The organism is Micromonospora sp. NPDC048935, assembly GCF_043197875.1.
Lineage (GTDB): Bacteria > Actinomycetota > Actinomycetes > Mycobacteriales > Micromonosporaceae > Micromonospora.
The window spans coordinates 1-15,306 of sequence record NZ_JBICTZ010000006.1; the positions used below are offsets into that span (position 1 = coordinate 1).

A 15,306-nucleotide genomic window follows, 5' to 3' on the forward strand; every position below is an offset into this window, starting at 1 on the left:
GCCCTCACCGCCCTCACCACCAACACCCCCCACCCCCACCTCACCCACCACCACACCCCACCCACCACCACCGCACACATCACCTTCCTCGTGCCCGCCGCGTCGCCGGACCCCGAACCCCTGGTCACCTGGTGGCGCACGCACGGGGTCGTCGCGGACACGGTGCTCACCGAGCGCGATCCCGAGGAGTTCCGCGCCGCGGTCAAAGCGGCCACGGCCAGCGGCACCGCACTGCTCGTCGAGCTCGGCCCGCGTGGTCTCGAGCGCCTCGTCCGGGACTCTCCCGGCGGCGACACCGCCCTCTACCTGCCGACGTACGCCCCCGACGACCCGGACCCGGAACACCGGCGTCTGATGCACGAGTCGCTGGGTGTGCTCTGGACCCGGGGAGTACCGGTCGACTGGTCCGCGGTCTGCCAGCGTCCGGAGCGGATCCCGCAACTTCCGCGTTACCCGTTCGAACACCGCGACTACTGGGTGCCGACGTTGCGGCACGAGATGACCCCGGTGCCGACGTCACCACACGGGATGGCGCCGGCCGACGCGGGCACCGGGCTGCGGCCGCACTTCACCGACACGGCGTCCGGGCAGCTCATCGCCGAGACGCACCTGTCGCTGGCGGCGCTGCCGCTGCTCGACGAGCACCGCGTGCACGACCGGATCCTGGTCCCCGCCGTCGTCTTCCTCGAACTGATGCACCGCTGCGCGGAACGCGCCCTCGACGGGCCGTTCGCCGTCGGGCGCCTGGCGTTCAGCCGACCGTTGCTCCTCGCGGACGACGCCGCGCGCACGGTGCAGACCATCCTGGAGCCGGATGACGGTGGTGGCGCCCGCGTCCGCGTCTTCGCGCACGACCCGGACAGCGGTTGGCAGCAACTGCTCGAAGCCGACATCGTCGCCGCCGACTCGGGCGACGCCGACGAGCTGGAACCGGAGGGGTTCGAGCGGGCCCGCGGCCGGTGCCTCGACGACATCGACCACGACGAGTTCTACGAGCGGGCCTGGCATCCGTCCTTCGCCCTGGGCGCGAGCTTCCGGCTGGTGCAGTCGGCGCTGCGCGGCCGGTCCGCCGCGGTCGGGTACGTCGCCGCGCCGGACCCGTCGTGCGCCGCGCTGACCGCCGGGGTACGGCCCGACCTGCTCCTGCTGGACACCTGCGTGCAACTGATCGCGGTGGCCGCCGGGGCGGACGCCGGACCCGAACGGCAGGTGTACGTCGGCACCGGGTTCGAGGGCATGACGGTCCACCGGGCCCTCACCGACAGCGAGATACGCTGCACGGCTGTTCTGCGCGACGCCCCCGGCCGGGATGACGCTCTGGTCGGCGACGTGTCGATCACCGACGAGGACGGGCTGCTCCACGCCCTCATCAGTGGCGTGTCGTTCAGCCCACTCACCGGGGAGACCGTCGCGCGGTTGACCGCCGGGCCGTCCCCGATGTCGAACGGCTCGTCCACCCGGGCCCAGACGGGCCCGAAGGTCGCCCGACCCGACGTGTCGCGACTGCGCCGGACGAGCCCGCAGCAGGCACGCGAACGCCTGGAGCGCTACCTCGCGGCGTTGCTGGCCTCGGTCGAGGGATGCGAACCGGAGGACATCGACCCGGCCGGGCCGGTCACCGCACGGGCCGACTCGCTGATGATCGCCGAGTTCCGGAGCGCTGTCGAACGCGATCTGCACGTACGGGTTCCGATGGACGTCCTCTTCGACAGCGCCTCGCCGGCCACGCTCGCCACGATGCTCGCCGACGAGATCCGCGCCGCCGACCCCGGGGTGCCCGCGCCGGACGGAGACCCGGTCGCGGCCCCGACGCCGCCCGCGCTGGATCCCGTCCTCGCCGCCCAGCCCCGCCCGCTGTCGATACTGAAGACCGGCAAGCTGACCCGGATGAGCGTGGACGAGATGGCCGCGCGTGCCGCGCTGCCGCCGTCGATCGCCGCCGACACGTCCGCGCGGCACCCCGACAGCGCCCCGCGTCACACCCTGCTGACCGGCGCGACAGGTTTCGTCGGCGCCTTCCTGCTCGCCGAACTGCTCGAACGGCGTGACGGCGACGTCTACTGCCTGGCCCGGGCCAGCAACGCCCACCGTGCGCTGGAACGGATCCTCACCAACCTCGACACCTACGGCATCGACGTCGACCGGCACCGGTCCCGGATCGTCGCGGTGCCCGGTGACCTGACGGAGCCGGGCTTCGGCCTGGGCGACGAGGCGTTCGCCGACCTGCACGCGCGTTGCGGCGACATCGTGCACTGCGGCGCCCAGGTCAAGTGGACGTATCCGTACCGGGCGCTGGAACGGGCGAACGTGCACGGCACCCTGGAGGTGCTGCGCCTCGCCACGTTGGCCGGCCCGGCACGCCCGGTGCACCTCATCTCCACCGTCGGCGTGTTCTCCTCGGTGGAGTACGAGCCGGACAGCGTCCACGAGGGGCAGCTGCCGATCGAGAGCGGACCGCTGTCGGTGGGGTACGCGCAGTCGAAGTGGGTCGCCGAGCAGATGGTCCGCACCGCGCACGAGCGGGGCGTACCCATGACGATCCACCGGGTCAACGCCGGCGGGGACAGCCGCACCGGGGCGTTCAACCGGCACGACCACCTCAACATGATGCTCAAGGGCTGCATCGAGGCCGGTGTGGGGCCACGCGAGGTCAACATCCACCTCCAGCCGGCGCCGATCGACTACGTGGCGGCGGCCGTGGTGGAGGCGGCCCGCCGCCCCGACCTGGACGGCTCCACCTTCCACCTGGTCAACGACAGCGAGCTGACCTGGCCGCAGCTGTTCGACATGGTCCGCGCGTTCGGGTACCCGATCGACCTGACCACCTGGGACGACTGGCGTGAACGGATCACCGGGTCGCGTTCCGGGACCATGGCTCTGCTCGGCCTGGTGCCGTTCCTCGTGGACACCATCGACGACGCGCGGGTGCCACGGTTCGAGTCGGCGTCGACCCGCCAGACCCTGGCCGGGCTCGGACTGACCTGCCCGCCGCTGACCAGCGGGCTCCTGCACACGTACCTGCGACGGTTCGTCTCCGCCCGGTTCGTCGACCCTCCGAAGGGAGCAGTCCGTGCACTCCGTGACGCACGAGCCGATCAACTATGACCCGGCCGATCCCGCGCATCGCGTCCTGCCCTGGCCGATGTACCGCCGGCTGCTCGAGGAGGCCCCGGTCCACCGTACGACAGCCACGACCCCGGACGGCGAGGACTTCTACCTCCTGAGCCGGTACGACGACGTGGCCGTGGCGCTGCGCGACCGCAGGCAGTTCTCCTCGCACGTGCGCCGGGGCGACTTCCTCGATCTGCCGATCATGGTGAACCGGGACGCCCCGGACCACACCAGGCTGCGCCGGGTGACCAACCGTGCCTTCGGCCCGCGCGCCCTGAGCACCCTGAACGGATGGATCCAGGAGACCGTCGAGGAACTCGTCGGCGACCTGCTCGCCCAGCGCTCGGTGGAGTTCGTCGACCAGTTCAGCACCGCGCTGCCCCTGCGGGTCGTCGGCGGCATGCTCGGCTTTCCGATGGAGCGCAAGGCCGAGATGCAGCGCTGGTCCCAGGCCGTCATCGAGGTCTTCTCGGTGATGGGCGGCCTCGACCCCGAGCAGGTGCCGGGCTTCTTCGAGGACTTCATGGGTCTGGTGGGCTACATCGACGAGTTGGCCGCCGAGCGGGTGGGCTGCCCGCACCGCGGCGACATCCTCAGCGATCTGGTCAGTCGGAGGGAGTCCGGGGATGTCGACCACGACGAGATGGTCGGCCTCGGCTGGTCCTATGTGGCCGCCGGCATGGAGACCACCATGAACCTGCTCGGCGGCGGAGTGCGGATGCTGCTGGAGGACCGGGAGTTGGGCCGGGTGCTGGCCGCCGATCCGGACCGCACGGACGACTTTATCGACGAATACCTTCGTCTATATACTCCGACGCCATGGTTGCTGCGTCGCGCAGAGGTGGACGTCGATCTGCACGGCACGGTGATCCCCCGCGGCGCCCTCGTGCACGCGTTGCTCGCCGCGGCCAACCGCGACCCGCGCAAGTTCCCCGACCCAGACGTGTTCGACCTGGACCGCCCGAACAAGGAAGACCACATGGCCTTCGGCGCCGGGCCGCACTTCTGCCCGGGCGCCGTGCTCGGCAAGATGTTCGCGGGCAGGGCATTCCGCGCTCTCTACCCGCATCTGGACCGGATGTCGATCGACCCGGAGCGCCCGCCGCGTCTGCGATCACGGCCCGGCACCTACGGAATCGAGCACATGGGCGTGCTCATCGAACCGGCATCGCGGGCCGACGTGGCGTGAGTGCGCGGAGACCGCCACAACCCTGAGAGCGGGAGACATGATCGAGAGTATCGGGCTGGGCAAGACCTTCCGCGGCCGTCGCAGCAAGGTCGAGGCGGTGAGCGGAGTGGACCTCGTCGTGAAGGCCGGGGAGGTCTTCGGCTTTCTCGGGCCCAACGGCGCGGGCAAGACGACAACGGTACGGATGCTCGCGACCCTGCTGCGTCCCTCCTTCGGCCGGGCCACCGTCTGCGGCGCCGACCTCGTCGGGCAGCCCCGCGAGGTCCGCAAGCACATCGGCTACGTCGGTCAGCGGGGCGGCACCGACCCGTCCATGACGGCCTGGCAGGAGCTGATCATCCAGTGCCGGTTCCACGGGATGGACAAGTCCGCGGCACTGGCCCGCGCCAGGTGGGCGGTCGACGCCTTCGAACTGGGCGAGTGCGCGGACCGGCGCACGGGCACCTACTCGGGCGGGCAGCGTCGGCGTCTCGACCTGGCGCTCGGCATGATGCACTCGCCCAAGCTGCTGTTCCTCGACGAGCCGACCGCCGGCCTCGACCCGCCGAGCCGGGCGAACCTGTGGGTCCAGGTGCGCAGGCTGCGCGACGAGGGGATGACGGTCTTCCTGACGACGCACTATCTCGACGAGGCGGACGCGCTGTGCGACCGGCTGGTCATCATCGACCGCGGCCAGATCGCCGCCGAGGGCACACCGCAGGATCTCAAGCGGGAGATCGCGGGCGACATCATCGTGGTCGGGGTGGAAGGCGACGCGAAGACCATCCGCAAGGTGTTGGCCGAGCAGCCGTTCGTTCGGGACGCGGACGAACCCGATCCGCAGACCGTCCGCCTGTTCGTGGAGAAGGGCGAGACCGCGCTGCCGCACGTGATGCGCCTGCTCGACGCGCACGGGGCGGAGCTGAGGTCGATCGCCCTGGAGCGGCCCTCGCTCGACGACGTGTTCCTCCGCAAGACCGGCAGGTCGCTGCGCGATGCGAAGTGACGCCTTCCCCGACCAACCAAGGAGTGCACCGTGAAGCTGCTCACCGAGACCTGGCTGGTCTACCAGCGCGCCATGATCCGCACCTTCCAGAGCTTCCGGGGGGTGGTGGTGATGACGGTCCAGCCCCTCTTCTTCCTGATCCTGTTCGCCCCCCTGCTCAAGAGCAGCCTGCGCGGGGCCGACCCGGACCGGGTGCTCAACCTGTACGTCCCGGGTCTGCTTGTGCAGTTGGCCATCTTCACCTGCCTCTACGCCTGCTTCTCCCTTGTCGCCGAGACGCACTTCGGTGTGCTGGAGCGGTTCCAGGTGACCCCGGTCAGCAGGTTCGCCCTGCTGCTCGGGCGCACCCTGCGCGACGCGTCGGTGCTGCTCATGCAGTGCGTGATGATCACCCTGCCGGCGGTGGCGTTCGGGCTGCACCTGTACCCCCTCCAGGTGCTGCAGATGGCGGGTCTGCTGCTGCTGCTCGCCCTGGGCATCGCACCGCTGTCGTACTCGCTGGCGTTGATCTTCAAGACCAACGAGGTGCTCGGTCCGGGGGTCAGCCTGATCACCATGCCGCTCACACTGCTGTCGGGCATCTTCGTGCCGATGACGTACGCACCGGACTGGCTGCGCTGGCTGTCGCTGGCCAACCCGCTCACGACTGTGGTGGAGGGGGCCCGCGAGTTGTACGCGGGACACGCCTGGAACAGCGGGGTCGCCTGGGCGTACGGCCTGGCGATCGTCGGTGCGGTCGTGTCGCTCACCTACACCGGACGGCTCTTCGCGCGTACCGCCGAGTGACCGTGCCGGCGTCACCGGCGCGGCGACGTTCGCCACTGTGGCAGGAGGGTGACCCCACATGACCTCGATTCTGGTAACCACGCACGCCATCACCGGGCACCTGCGCTACGCGACACCCCTGGTCCGGGAGTTGGTCGCCGGGGGGCACGACGTGCTCTGGTACACCGGGAGGGCGTTCGAACCCCTGGTCGTCTCGACCGGCGCGAGGTTCGCGCCGATGACCGCGCGCGCCGGGGCCGACGCCGGTGCGGGGGACGCGCTACAGAACGCGCCGGACCGCGCCGGCGGGGTCGACGGTTACGGCGCCACGGTGCTGGAGGTGTTCGTCCGCCCCGTCGAGGCATTCGTCGCGGACATCGACGAGCTGATCGACTCCTTCGCGCCCGAGGTGGTGGTGTCCGACCACAGTTTCCTGGCCGGGATGTTCGCGGCCGAACGACGGAACATCCCCCTGGTGGCCTTCTCGACAAGCGCACTGCACGTGTCGAGTGTGGACACGGCACCGTACGGCACCGGTCTGCCGCCGGCGCGCGGGCCGCTGGGCCGGGCGCGCAACCGTCTTCTCTACCAGGTGGTCCGTCGGGTCGTCATGCGCGAGCCGCAGCGGGAGGCGACGCGGATCCGGGCCGCGCTCGGCCTGCCACCGCTGCCGGGCTTCTTCTTCTCGTGGCCGCAGCAGATCGTCGACCGCTACATCCAGTCGAGCATCCCCGAATTCGAGTATCCCCGGCGCGACCTGCCCGACTCGGTGGTGTTCTGCGGACCGACGCGGCTGGAGGGGTTGGACGACTGGGAGCAGCCCCCGTGGTGGGGGCGGATCACGCAGGCACGGGCCGCCGGCCGGCCGGTGGTGTTCGTCACGCAGGGCACCGCCGCCACCGATCCGGACGACCTCCTGCTGCCGACGGTCAGGGGTCTGGCCGACGAGGAGGTGCTGGTGGTCGCCACGTCGGGTGGACGCGATCCGCTGGAGGTGCTGCCCCCGGACCGCCATCCGCCGAACCTGGTGCTGGAGCCGTACATCCCGTTCACCGAGGTGCTGCCGCACGTGGACCTGATGGTCACCAACGGCGGTTTCGGCGGCGTGCAGACCGCCCTGGCGCAGGGGGTGCCGCTGGTCGCAGTCGGCGACTCGGAGGACCACATGGAGAACAACGCCCGGGTGCGGTGGTCCGGCGTGGGCCTCTGGCTGCGCAAGGAACGACAGACGGCCGAGCAGATGCGCGACGCCGTGCGCACGGTGCTGACCCGCCCGGCGTACCGCGCCCGCGCCCGCGAACTGATGGCCGCCTACGAGCGCTTCCCGGACGGTGCGCGAGCGGCGGCCCGGGTGGTGCTGGATGCCGCGTCCGCGCGCCGCCGTGGTGCGGCCTGAGGACGGCACACACCAGCCACGGTACGACGGGACGCGCCCGCGGTTACGACGCCGTCTGCCGCTCGGCGGCCAGGACGCGGTTGACCCGGCGGATCTTGGCGTCCACGGCATCGTGGCCGACAGTTCTGAGGTAGCCGGCATCGTCGAGGTGCTGGTGATAGTGCAGCATCACCGGATCCGCGGGCAGCGGGTCGACGAGGTGCGTCGGGTAGTTGAACCTCGGCGGAAGGTCACACACGGCCAGGCCCAGCTCGTGGGTCGCCAGCCCGAACGCGACCTGGTCGGTGTGGAACGTCAGATCACCGAGGACCTCCGGGCGGTCCAGCAGCCACCGGTTCCACCTCGGCCAGGCGCTCCCGATCGCCGCGAACGCCTCGCGGGTCAGCACGTACACCCCGCCGTTGAAGTTGCGCGCGAAGGTCGGCTCGCGGGAGTGGGTGGCGAGGGCGAGTTCCGGTTCGGAGTCGAAGCCCGCCGCCGTGAAGATCCGCCGCCAGTGGTCGTACGACGGTCGCGCGAGGTCGACGGTCTTGGCGGCGACCATCTCCAGGCCGGAGAACAGCCCGTCGACGTCGTCGGCGAAGGCGATGTCGCAGTCCGTGAGGACGACCAGGTCCGCATCCCGCAGCGCATCGCTGTGTAGCTGGCTCAGCTTGTTCGAGTACGGATGGCGTTCGTCGAACCGCGGGACGGTGCGGATCTCCACGCCCAGGTCACGGAGGAGGTCGAACTCGCGGCCGTCGACCCCTTCGACGAGGTGCATGACCACCTCGTGGGGCTGGCGTCGGGCGATGCGCAGGAGCGTCGTACTCCAGATCCAGGCCTCGTGCCGGTATCTCGGGGAGCCGTCGACGACGCAGGAGAACTTCACCGTCTCGTTCATCCCCAGTCTTTCCGTGAGTTGGAGGGCGAGCTGAGCCGACGAACCCTACTCACCGGCCACGAGGTCCCGCCGCACCTTGGGCGGCCAGGATCCGCTCTCGAAGATGCCCAGGGAGTACGCCCTGCCGACCAGCGCCGTCCGGTTCGTCACCCGGAACTTACGCAGTAGTCGTCCGATGCGGTATTCGACGCCCTGCCGGCTGAGAAAGAGGCTGGCCGCCAGTTGCACACTCGACGCGCCCGAGGCGACGCCCTCCAGGACACCCGCGTCCCGGACGTTCAGCGGCGGGACCTTGCGGGCGGGCACGGGCCTCGTCGCGTGCGGGGTGGCCCGCTCCACCGCATCGATCCCCTGCGCGTCGTCGTCGCTTCGCATCGCGGATCCCCGGAGGCGCGTCATGCTAGCGATCCGCCGTGCGGATGGGTTCCCGCGTGCCGATCCGGCGCGCCTCGGCCAGAATCGCCGGTCCGAAATCACTCCACAGCCCGTCGAGTCTTGAGGTGATCACGACGGTGTCCACCGCGTTGTCCGGCAACGCGGTGCGGACGCCCACGTTGTGGCGCACGTCGTGGCGGCTCCCGGCACCGTCGGCGACAAGCCGGTCCACGACCTGCCGGTCGAAGTCGGCGAGTACGCACGATTGCCGGACGGCGGGCACGACGGCCCCCGCCCCGAGCACGGCGACGCGTGCGTCCGGCGCGATCGACTCGAACGCCTTCTCCAACTCGGCGGTGACGGTGCGCCCGGCACAGTCGCGGGTCCAGTCCGCGACCCGGCGGCTGAGCACCTCCACGGTGCACAGGGCAGGTTCGGTGGGCGACTGCAGGACCAGCCAGCCGAGTTCGAGTGATGGTTCGGCGAAGCGGTACTTGGCGAAGAAGCTCTCCGCGTTGCGCAGGAGACCCGCGAAGTTCACCGCGCCGTCGCGCTCGTGTGGCGACTCGATCGCCCACGCGTCCAGGCTCACCTGGATCGCGGTGCCGTTACGTGCCAGCCGGTAGCCCAGGTCGACGTCGTCCAGGCCCCAACCGCGGAAGTCCTCGTCGAAGCCGCCGACGGCCCAGAAGTCGACGGCGGGTACCGAGCAGTTCGAACTCCAGAACAACTCCTCCGGGAAGATGCGGCCACCCAGGTCGAACCCGACCTTCTCGAACTCCTCGTGCCGCGGGTCGCGAAACCTCGGCTCGTCCCGGTAGCGGTCGGCCACCTGCTGCGGTGTCAGCGTCCGGACGGCCTCGGCCAGCCCGGCCGGGGGCGCGTAGTCCGGGTCGTCGACCTTGCGTGGAGGGTATGCGTACACGTACCCGGCGATCGCCCGGCCGGGCACGCCGGGTGGTGTGTGCGCGCGCAGATGTGCCGTGAGCAGGTCCGGGCCGGCCAACGTGGCACAGTCCAGGAACACCAGCAGTGGCGCCGTGGCCAGCCGCGCGCCGGCGTTGCGTAGCCGCGTGACCCCGTTGTCGCGCACCTGCGCGGCTCGGGCACCGAGATCCTCCTGGAAGAGGTACTTGAGCCGCAGTCTGCCGGCGAAGGCGTCAACGACGGACCGGGTCTCGTCGTTCGAGCCGTCGTCGGCGACGATCACGTCGTACTCGTTGACGGGAAGCGTCTGCTCGCAGAGGCTCTCGAGCGTGCGGCGCAGGTCCTGGGCGCGGTTGTGGGTGGGCACGACAACGGAAACCCGCGGTGCCGCGTCGTCGCCGCCGAAGGACGATTCCGCGGTCGACTCACCGCCCCTTTTCGACACTCGACCCTCCTCGTGCTGATTTTGCCGAAGCAGTGTCCGCCAGGCACCCAACCGCACGGGAGCCGAGAAACGAGAAACCAGAAGAAGAAAATCGCAGGCAACGTCGCCCGAACTGCATCCGATCCATCGAATACTCGTTCCGCCTAGCGATGGGCGTTGATATGTTAGCCACGATCCAGCGGGTGGTCAAGGCAGGGGAAACCCGCGCAAGACTCCGTCGCAGTTAGCGTTTGTCCGGCTTGGTAACGTATTTCGAACGGCGAAGACGTCGTTGTGGCCACGAAGGCCACAGCGGTGGCGACCTGGAGAAACGTCCCACCAGCGACGACGCCGCAACCAGCGGATTTGAACACCATCTTTGGGCGCAGACAACCGAAGATCAGCAGAAGCCGTACCCATTTACCACCCAGCCCGCAACACAGGCGATTCCTCTATCGAACCGGACAAAGCCACACCACGACGAAATCGCGGGAGAATCAGCCGCCCGCCGCCAACGCAACTCGGCGGCCGGCATCTACCGTACTCGCCTCAGCAATGGCACAATGACTGCCATCGTCGGCCGTCGATTGTTTACTCCAGGCCGTGCCGAAGCGATCCCCAGGTGGCGCAATCCCTACCGCGGGCGGAGACTTTATGAATGATCAAGTTTGGCATGACCTGCTGGCACTACAGGTTTTAGCCCCGCTGTCATCGAACTATCTGCCCTGGAATGTTGCGGCAATGCGTCCCAGCGGTGTCGTCGCCGTGCTCAACGAGGTCGTCATCAACCGGCGGCGTCGCATCGTGGAGCTGGGCAGTGGCATCTCGTCCATCTACCTGGGACGCCTGGCGCGGCAGCGAGGGGGGCAGGTCTGGACGGTCGAGCACGACGAACGGTGGGCCGACACCATAGAACAGCAGCTCGCCGACGAGTCGCTGGACGACGTGGTGACGGTCGTGCGCGCTCCCCTGACGCCGACGGCGTCCGCGTGGCCCCACGAGGAGAACGCGTGGTACGAGACGGACGCCGTTCGCCGCGGGATCGCGGACCAGCCGATCGACCTGCTCGTCATTGACGGCCCCCCGGCGAGCGACGCCGCCCGGCAGCACTCCCGGTATCCCGCGATCCCGTTCTTCGCTCCGCTGCTCGCGGACGACTACACAATCATTCTGGACGACATCGACCGGCCCGGTGAGCAGGAAATCATGAAGCGCTGGGAGCAGGATCTCGACATCAGTTTCGAACGACAGATCCTGGCCGGCGGAATCGGAATCGGCCGCCCACGGCCGTCATTCACGGTCTGAAACCCGAGGGGCGACATGAAGATTGTCACCATAGCATCCGACCTCGACCAGCCATTCCTCCAACGCCTCCTGATCCCGTCCTGCGGCATTCTCGGACTCGACCTGGTCATCCTGCACTCCACCAAGGACGATTTCCGGCACAGCGACAAGCGGTCCATCATCACGGGCTACCTCGCGCAGCACGTCGAGGCCGACGAGCTCATCGTGTTCACCGATGCGTACGACACGTTGTTCATTCGCGGACAGGAGCACATCGAAGCGGCCTACAAAACCTTTGGGCAGCCCGTCGTCTTCAGCGCCGAAGTCGGCAGTTGGCCGCTGGGTTCCCTCGGATTCGCCATCCTGGACGCTCCCCCCACCCCGCCGTACCCGTTCCTCAACAGCGGTGGGTACATCGGCCCGGCCGGCGTTCTGCTCGACCTGCTCGACAGATACCCGCAGCCGCCGAGTGACCGGTTCGATCTCCTGCGGAAGTTGCGGAAGTTCGGCTACGACACCAACGAGCGGTACGCCTTCAGTGACCAGTACTACTGGACGCTTGTGCAGCTTCTCGAAGGCGAGACCGTGGCGCTGGACCATACTGCCCTGCTCTTCGAGAACCTCGGTCCGCCCATACCGGACGTGTGGGACCTACAGATCCTGCTCGGGCACTACGAGTTCTACACACAGGGCCGGAAGGCGGCCAGCTACGGGGAGGAGCGCGCGCGTCTCGAAGAGGTGCTGAAGACCCCCAGCCAGGCCGCGCACATCCACTTCTCCAATCCCATGGGCAAGGCCGCCGCACTGGACCTGCTCGACGAGGGGAAGCTGCCCGGCTGGCTCCGCGAGGTCACCGGGTCCACGACACCTGCCGCTCGGGCGGCGACGGTCGTCGCCGTGGACCAGTTGGTCGGCAGCTGATTACGCACGAGCCCAGGTGAACAACAGACGGAGGACGTGTGCACGCTGACCCGGGAGCTCGGCTCGTCGAGGAGCCAGCCTTCATCCTGTCGGCCATCCGGTCCGGATCAACCCTGCTGCGATGCATTCTCAACACACACTCACAGATCTGCGCGCCCCACGAGCTGCACCTGCCGCAGACGAGAGTCGACACCACGACCTGGTACACCGAGCTGGCGCTGCGCACCGCGGGGTTCCCCGACGAGGAACTCAACTTCCTCCTGTGGGACCGCATCCTGCATCGCCTGCTGGAGGCCAGCAAGAAGTCGGTGCTCGTCGAGAAGACACCCGGCAACTCGCTGTCCTGGCGCCGGCTCAGCGAGTGCTGGCCGCGTGCCCGCTACATCTTCCTGCTGCGCAACCCGGCGGACATCGTGCGGTCCGCGCTGCGGGTCGGGCCTGATCCCGAGTCCACGGTCATTCCGATCGTGCTCGACATGATCGACGGAGTCGAGGACGCGCGGCGCGGGCTGTCGGGGCTCACGATCCGGTACGAGGACCTGCTGTCCGATCCGGTCGCGTCGACGAAGGCCGTCTGCGCCTACCTCAATGTCGACTGGGAACCGACGATGCTGGAGTACGGCCAGGCGGACCACGGCCCCTTCGAGCCGGGGATCGGCGACTTCGGCGACGCCATCCGCTCCGGTCAGGTTCAGCCCCGGCCGGAGACGACGACCGCCCAACCCGTTCCCGACTACATCGAGGAACGATGCGCTCGCTGGGGCTACGCGGCGGGAGCCCGAGATGCCCGCTGAGCCCTCGGCGTCCACCCGCACGCTCGACCTCTCCCGGCTCCCGCCGCCGTCCGGCCTCTGGCCGGCTCGTGTGACGCCAGACATCCTGCCGTTCCAGGCGGGCACCTTCGACCGTGCCGTCGTCGGGTTGGACGCTCTCCAGGCCGCGCGACTTCCACGCCTGTTCGAAGAACTGGGTCGCGTGGTGGTCGACGGTGGCGCGATCGAGTTCGTGATCCGTGACGACGAGCCCGTCGACCGCCTGAAGATGCGCTTTCCCGACCTGATCGCGGCGGTCCTCCAGGCGTTCGACGTCTGCGCCATCGCGTCGAACGACGGTCTCCTCGTCATCCGCACCCGGAGCGACGCCGCGAGACGACCCGGCGACGTCACCACCGGGACCACCGATTCGACGGCCGACGCCGCGGCCGCGCTCCTGCGCATGATGCGCGACCGCGACATCGAACGGGCAGGAACGCAGGCACCGCCCAGCGCGACGCCTCCCGCCGTCGACGGCGGTTCGCCGACGACCGACCGGCCCTGGCACATCGAGGTGGCGACCGGCGACAGCGTGCCGGCGCACGCGGTCCGGTTCGAGTCGGCCAGCCTTCCGACCACGCCGCCGCGGCGGCCCGACCTGCGCGTCGCGGCCGTCCTCGGCGAGCGGTCACGGACGGCGCTGCGGTACGAGTTCGGTGTGCAGCCGGTCTCGGGCGACTCGTGGCGCGCGGCCTTCCGGCCGGCTCCGCCGCACCTCCTCCTGGTCGAGTCGAGCTGCCCGGCCGACGGCGCGGGTGGGCCGTTCACCACCGACGGCGGGCTCCGCCCGTGGGTGGTGGACCTGCTGGACCACTGCCGGCGACACGCGGTGCCCACCCTCTTCTGGAACAACGACGACCCCTCGGGCTACGAGTCGTTCCTGCCCGTCGCCCGTCACTTCGACTGGGTCTTCACCGTGGACGCGAGCTGCGCGCGCCGGTACCGGGCAGACCTCGGGCACGAGCGGGTCGGCGTCCTGCCGTTCGCGATCCAACCGCGTGTCCACAATCCGGTGGGAGCCTTCTCGGACAGCGTCGGCGACATCGCGTACGTCGCACCACCTCGCGACGTCGGCACCGGGCTCCTGAGCGCCGCCGCCGGTCTCGGGCTGCACGTCCTCCTGCTCGGGGAGGCCGGGTCGCGTCCCGCGCTCTCCCCCGACCTCAAGGATCACGTCGTCAGTCACCTGACGTACGACCAACTGCTGAGCGCGTACCGGCGCTACCGGGTCTTCCTCCAGGTGGACCCGGTCTCGGACGCCACGAGCCTCTCGCCCGCCCTCCTGGAGCCGGTGGCCTGTGGCACTCCGGTGATCAGTGGCGCGTCACCGGAGGCCGTCGCGATGGTGGGCCCCGGTGGTGTGGACGTCGACTCGAACAGGTCATCGCCGCAGTTGCTGGTCAAGGCCCTCCTGGCCAGCAGCGAGCTGAGAGACCGGCAGGCCGTGCGGGGGGTCCGGTGGGTGATGCGGGAACACACCTACGCGCACCGCGTCGACGATCTCCTGCGGACGGTCGGCCTCCGCGTCAGCCCGAAGCCGCGGCCCCGCGTCTCGATCGTGGCGCCGACCCATCGACACGGCGGATACGAGAGCATCATCAGAAACGTCGGTCGACAGACCCATGCCGAGATTGAGCTGATCCTCGGCCTGCACGGCGTCGACGAACCGGAGTCCCGCATCCGCGACGCCGCGGCGGCCCAGTCGATCAAGCACCTCACGGTGGTGCGCCTACCGAGTGAGCTGTCCCTGGGGTCCGTGTGCAACGAGCTGATCAAGGCGGCGTCCGCGCCGTACGTCGCCCGGATCGACGACGACGACCACTACGGGCCGCACTATCTGGAAGACCAGCTGCGCGCCTTCGAGTACACCGAGGCGGACATCGTCGGAAAATGGACCAGATTCATCTTCCTTGAGCGGCTTCCCGCCCTCGGCGTGATCTTCCCCGGCACCGAGCACGTCTACGGCACACCCCTGTGCGGCGGGACACTCCTGATGCGCCGGGAGTTGTGCGATGTGGTGAAGTTCGCCGACCAGACCAGGGGCGAGGACATCAGGTTCGTCATCGACGCGGCGCAACAGGGGTTCGCCACCTACGCGACCGATCGCTTCAACTACGTGTACGTACGCCACACCGACACCTCTCGACACACCTACCAGCCGGCAGACCTCGACCTGCTCTCGCAGACCAGGATCGTGTCGTTCGGCCCGTCCCTCGACCACGCGTTCGTCTGAG

12 protein-coding genes are annotated in these 15,306 nt (G+C 69.4%); 9 read left to right on the top strand and 3 right to left on the bottom strand.

The genetic code is table 11. From position 1 onward, the window contains the following. The 5 genes from ACGFIW_RS17910 to ACGFIW_RS17930 all read left to right on the top strand — a co-directional run. Window positions 1–3,105 (top strand): thioester reductase domain-containing protein (locus ACGFIW_RS17910; protein WP_393316508.1); only part of this gene is annotated, 3,105 nt, incomplete at its 5' end. Beyond that, the gene (locus ACGFIW_RS17915) at window positions 3,071–4,300 is read left to right on the top strand and encodes a cytochrome P450 (RefSeq protein WP_393316511.1); all 1,230 of its coding nucleotides are present in this window, start codon (window positions 3,071–3,073) and stop codon (window positions 4,298–4,300) included. The genes ACGFIW_RS17910 and ACGFIW_RS17915, both read left to right, overlap by 35 nt. 37 nt (window positions 4,301–4,337) lie before the next feature. Next, a complete protein-coding gene (locus ACGFIW_RS17920; protein ID WP_393316514.1) occupies window positions 4,338–5,285 on the top strand; it encodes an ATP-binding cassette domain-containing protein in 948 nt (315 codons plus the stop codon). Window positions 5,286–5,315: 30 nt separating this feature from the next. Further along, window positions 5,316–6,071: an ABC transporter permease gene (locus ACGFIW_RS17925; protein WP_393316517.1), complete on the top strand. Its 756-nt coding sequence runs from the start codon at window positions 5,316–5,318 to the stop codon at window positions 6,069–6,071. A gap of 58 nt (window positions 6,072–6,129) precedes the next feature. Beyond that, window positions 6,130–7,446, top strand: coding sequence for a glycosyltransferase (locus ACGFIW_RS17930; RefSeq protein WP_393316520.1), 1,317 nt, complete (start codon window positions 6,130–6,132; stop codon window positions 7,444–7,446). Window positions 7,447–7,489: 43 nt separating this feature from the next. Here the strand turns inward: ACGFIW_RS17930 and ACGFIW_RS17935 are convergent, their stop codons facing one another. The 3 genes from ACGFIW_RS17935 to ACGFIW_RS17945 are packed head-to-tail and all read right to left on the bottom strand — an operon-like array spanning window position 7,490 to window position 10,076. After that, window positions 7,490–8,329 carry a hypothetical protein gene (locus ACGFIW_RS17935; RefSeq protein ID WP_393316523.1) on the bottom strand — a complete coding sequence of 280 codons (840 nt, stop codon included), beginning with the start codon at window positions 8,327–8,329 and terminating at the stop codon, window positions 7,490–7,492. A 45-nt stretch (window positions 8,330–8,374) separates the two neighbouring features. Next, window positions 8,375–8,704 (bottom strand): LuxR C-terminal-related transcriptional regulator, encoded by a 330-nt coding sequence (locus tag ACGFIW_RS17940; protein ID WP_393316525.1) that lies wholly within the window; start codon window positions 8,702–8,704, stop codon window positions 8,375–8,377. 25 nt (window positions 8,705–8,729) lie between these two features. Then, complete coding sequence (locus ACGFIW_RS17945) at window positions 8,730–10,076, bottom strand: glycosyltransferase (protein WP_393316528.1); 1,347 nt, start codon at window positions 10,074–10,076, stop codon at window positions 8,730–8,732. A gap of 582 nt (window positions 10,077–10,658) precedes the next feature. Between ACGFIW_RS17945 and ACGFIW_RS17950 the strand changes: the two genes are divergently transcribed. Genes ACGFIW_RS17950 through ACGFIW_RS17965 form a run of 4 tightly spaced genes read left to right on the top strand, consistent with a single transcriptional unit; the run spans window position 10,659 to window position 15,305 of the window. After that, a complete protein-coding gene (locus ACGFIW_RS17950) occupies window positions 10,659–11,360 on the top strand; it encodes a class I SAM-dependent methyltransferase (protein WP_393316530.1) in 702 nt (233 codons plus the stop codon). A 15-nt stretch (window positions 11,361–11,375) separates the two neighbouring features. Continuing rightward, a complete protein-coding gene (locus ACGFIW_RS17955; RefSeq protein WP_393316532.1) occupies window positions 11,376–12,260 on the top strand; it encodes a glycosyltransferase domain-containing protein in 885 nt (294 codons plus the stop codon). Between the two features lie 38 nt (window positions 12,261–12,298). Continuing rightward, window positions 12,299–13,054: a sulfotransferase family protein gene (locus tag ACGFIW_RS17960; RefSeq protein ID WP_393316534.1), complete on the top strand. Its 756-nt coding sequence runs from the start codon at window positions 12,299–12,301 to the stop codon at window positions 13,052–13,054. Next, window positions 13,044–15,305, top strand: coding sequence for a glycosyltransferase (locus ACGFIW_RS17965; protein ID WP_393316535.1), 2,262 nt, complete (start codon window positions 13,044–13,046; stop codon window positions 15,303–15,305). The genes ACGFIW_RS17960 and ACGFIW_RS17965 overlap by 11 nt, the downstream gene beginning before the upstream one ends. The last annotated feature ends 1 nt before the right edge of the window (window position 15,306 follow it).

Coding starts and splice junctions, on each gene's coding strand:
- ACGFIW_RS17930 (WP_393316520.1), top strand. CDS start 6,130: ATGACCTCGATTCTGGTAACCACGCACGCCATCACCGGGCACCTGCGC.
- ACGFIW_RS17920 (WP_393316514.1), top strand. CDS start 4,338: ATGATCGAGAGTATCGGGCTGGGCAAGACCTTCCGCGGCCGTCGCAGC.
- ACGFIW_RS17940 (WP_393316525.1), bottom strand. CDS start 8,704: ATGCGAAGCGACGACGACGCGCAGGGGATCGATGCGGTGGAGCGGGCC.
- ACGFIW_RS17955 (WP_393316532.1), top strand. CDS start 11,376: ATGAAGATTGTCACCATAGCATCCGACCTCGACCAGCCATTCCTCCAA.
- ACGFIW_RS17935 (WP_393316523.1), bottom strand. CDS start 8,329: ATGAACGAGACGGTGAAGTTCTCCTGCGTCGTCGACGGCTCCCCGAGA.
- ACGFIW_RS17965 (WP_393316535.1), top strand. CDS start 13,044: ATGCCCGCTGAGCCCTCGGCGTCCACCCGCACGCTCGACCTCTCCCGG.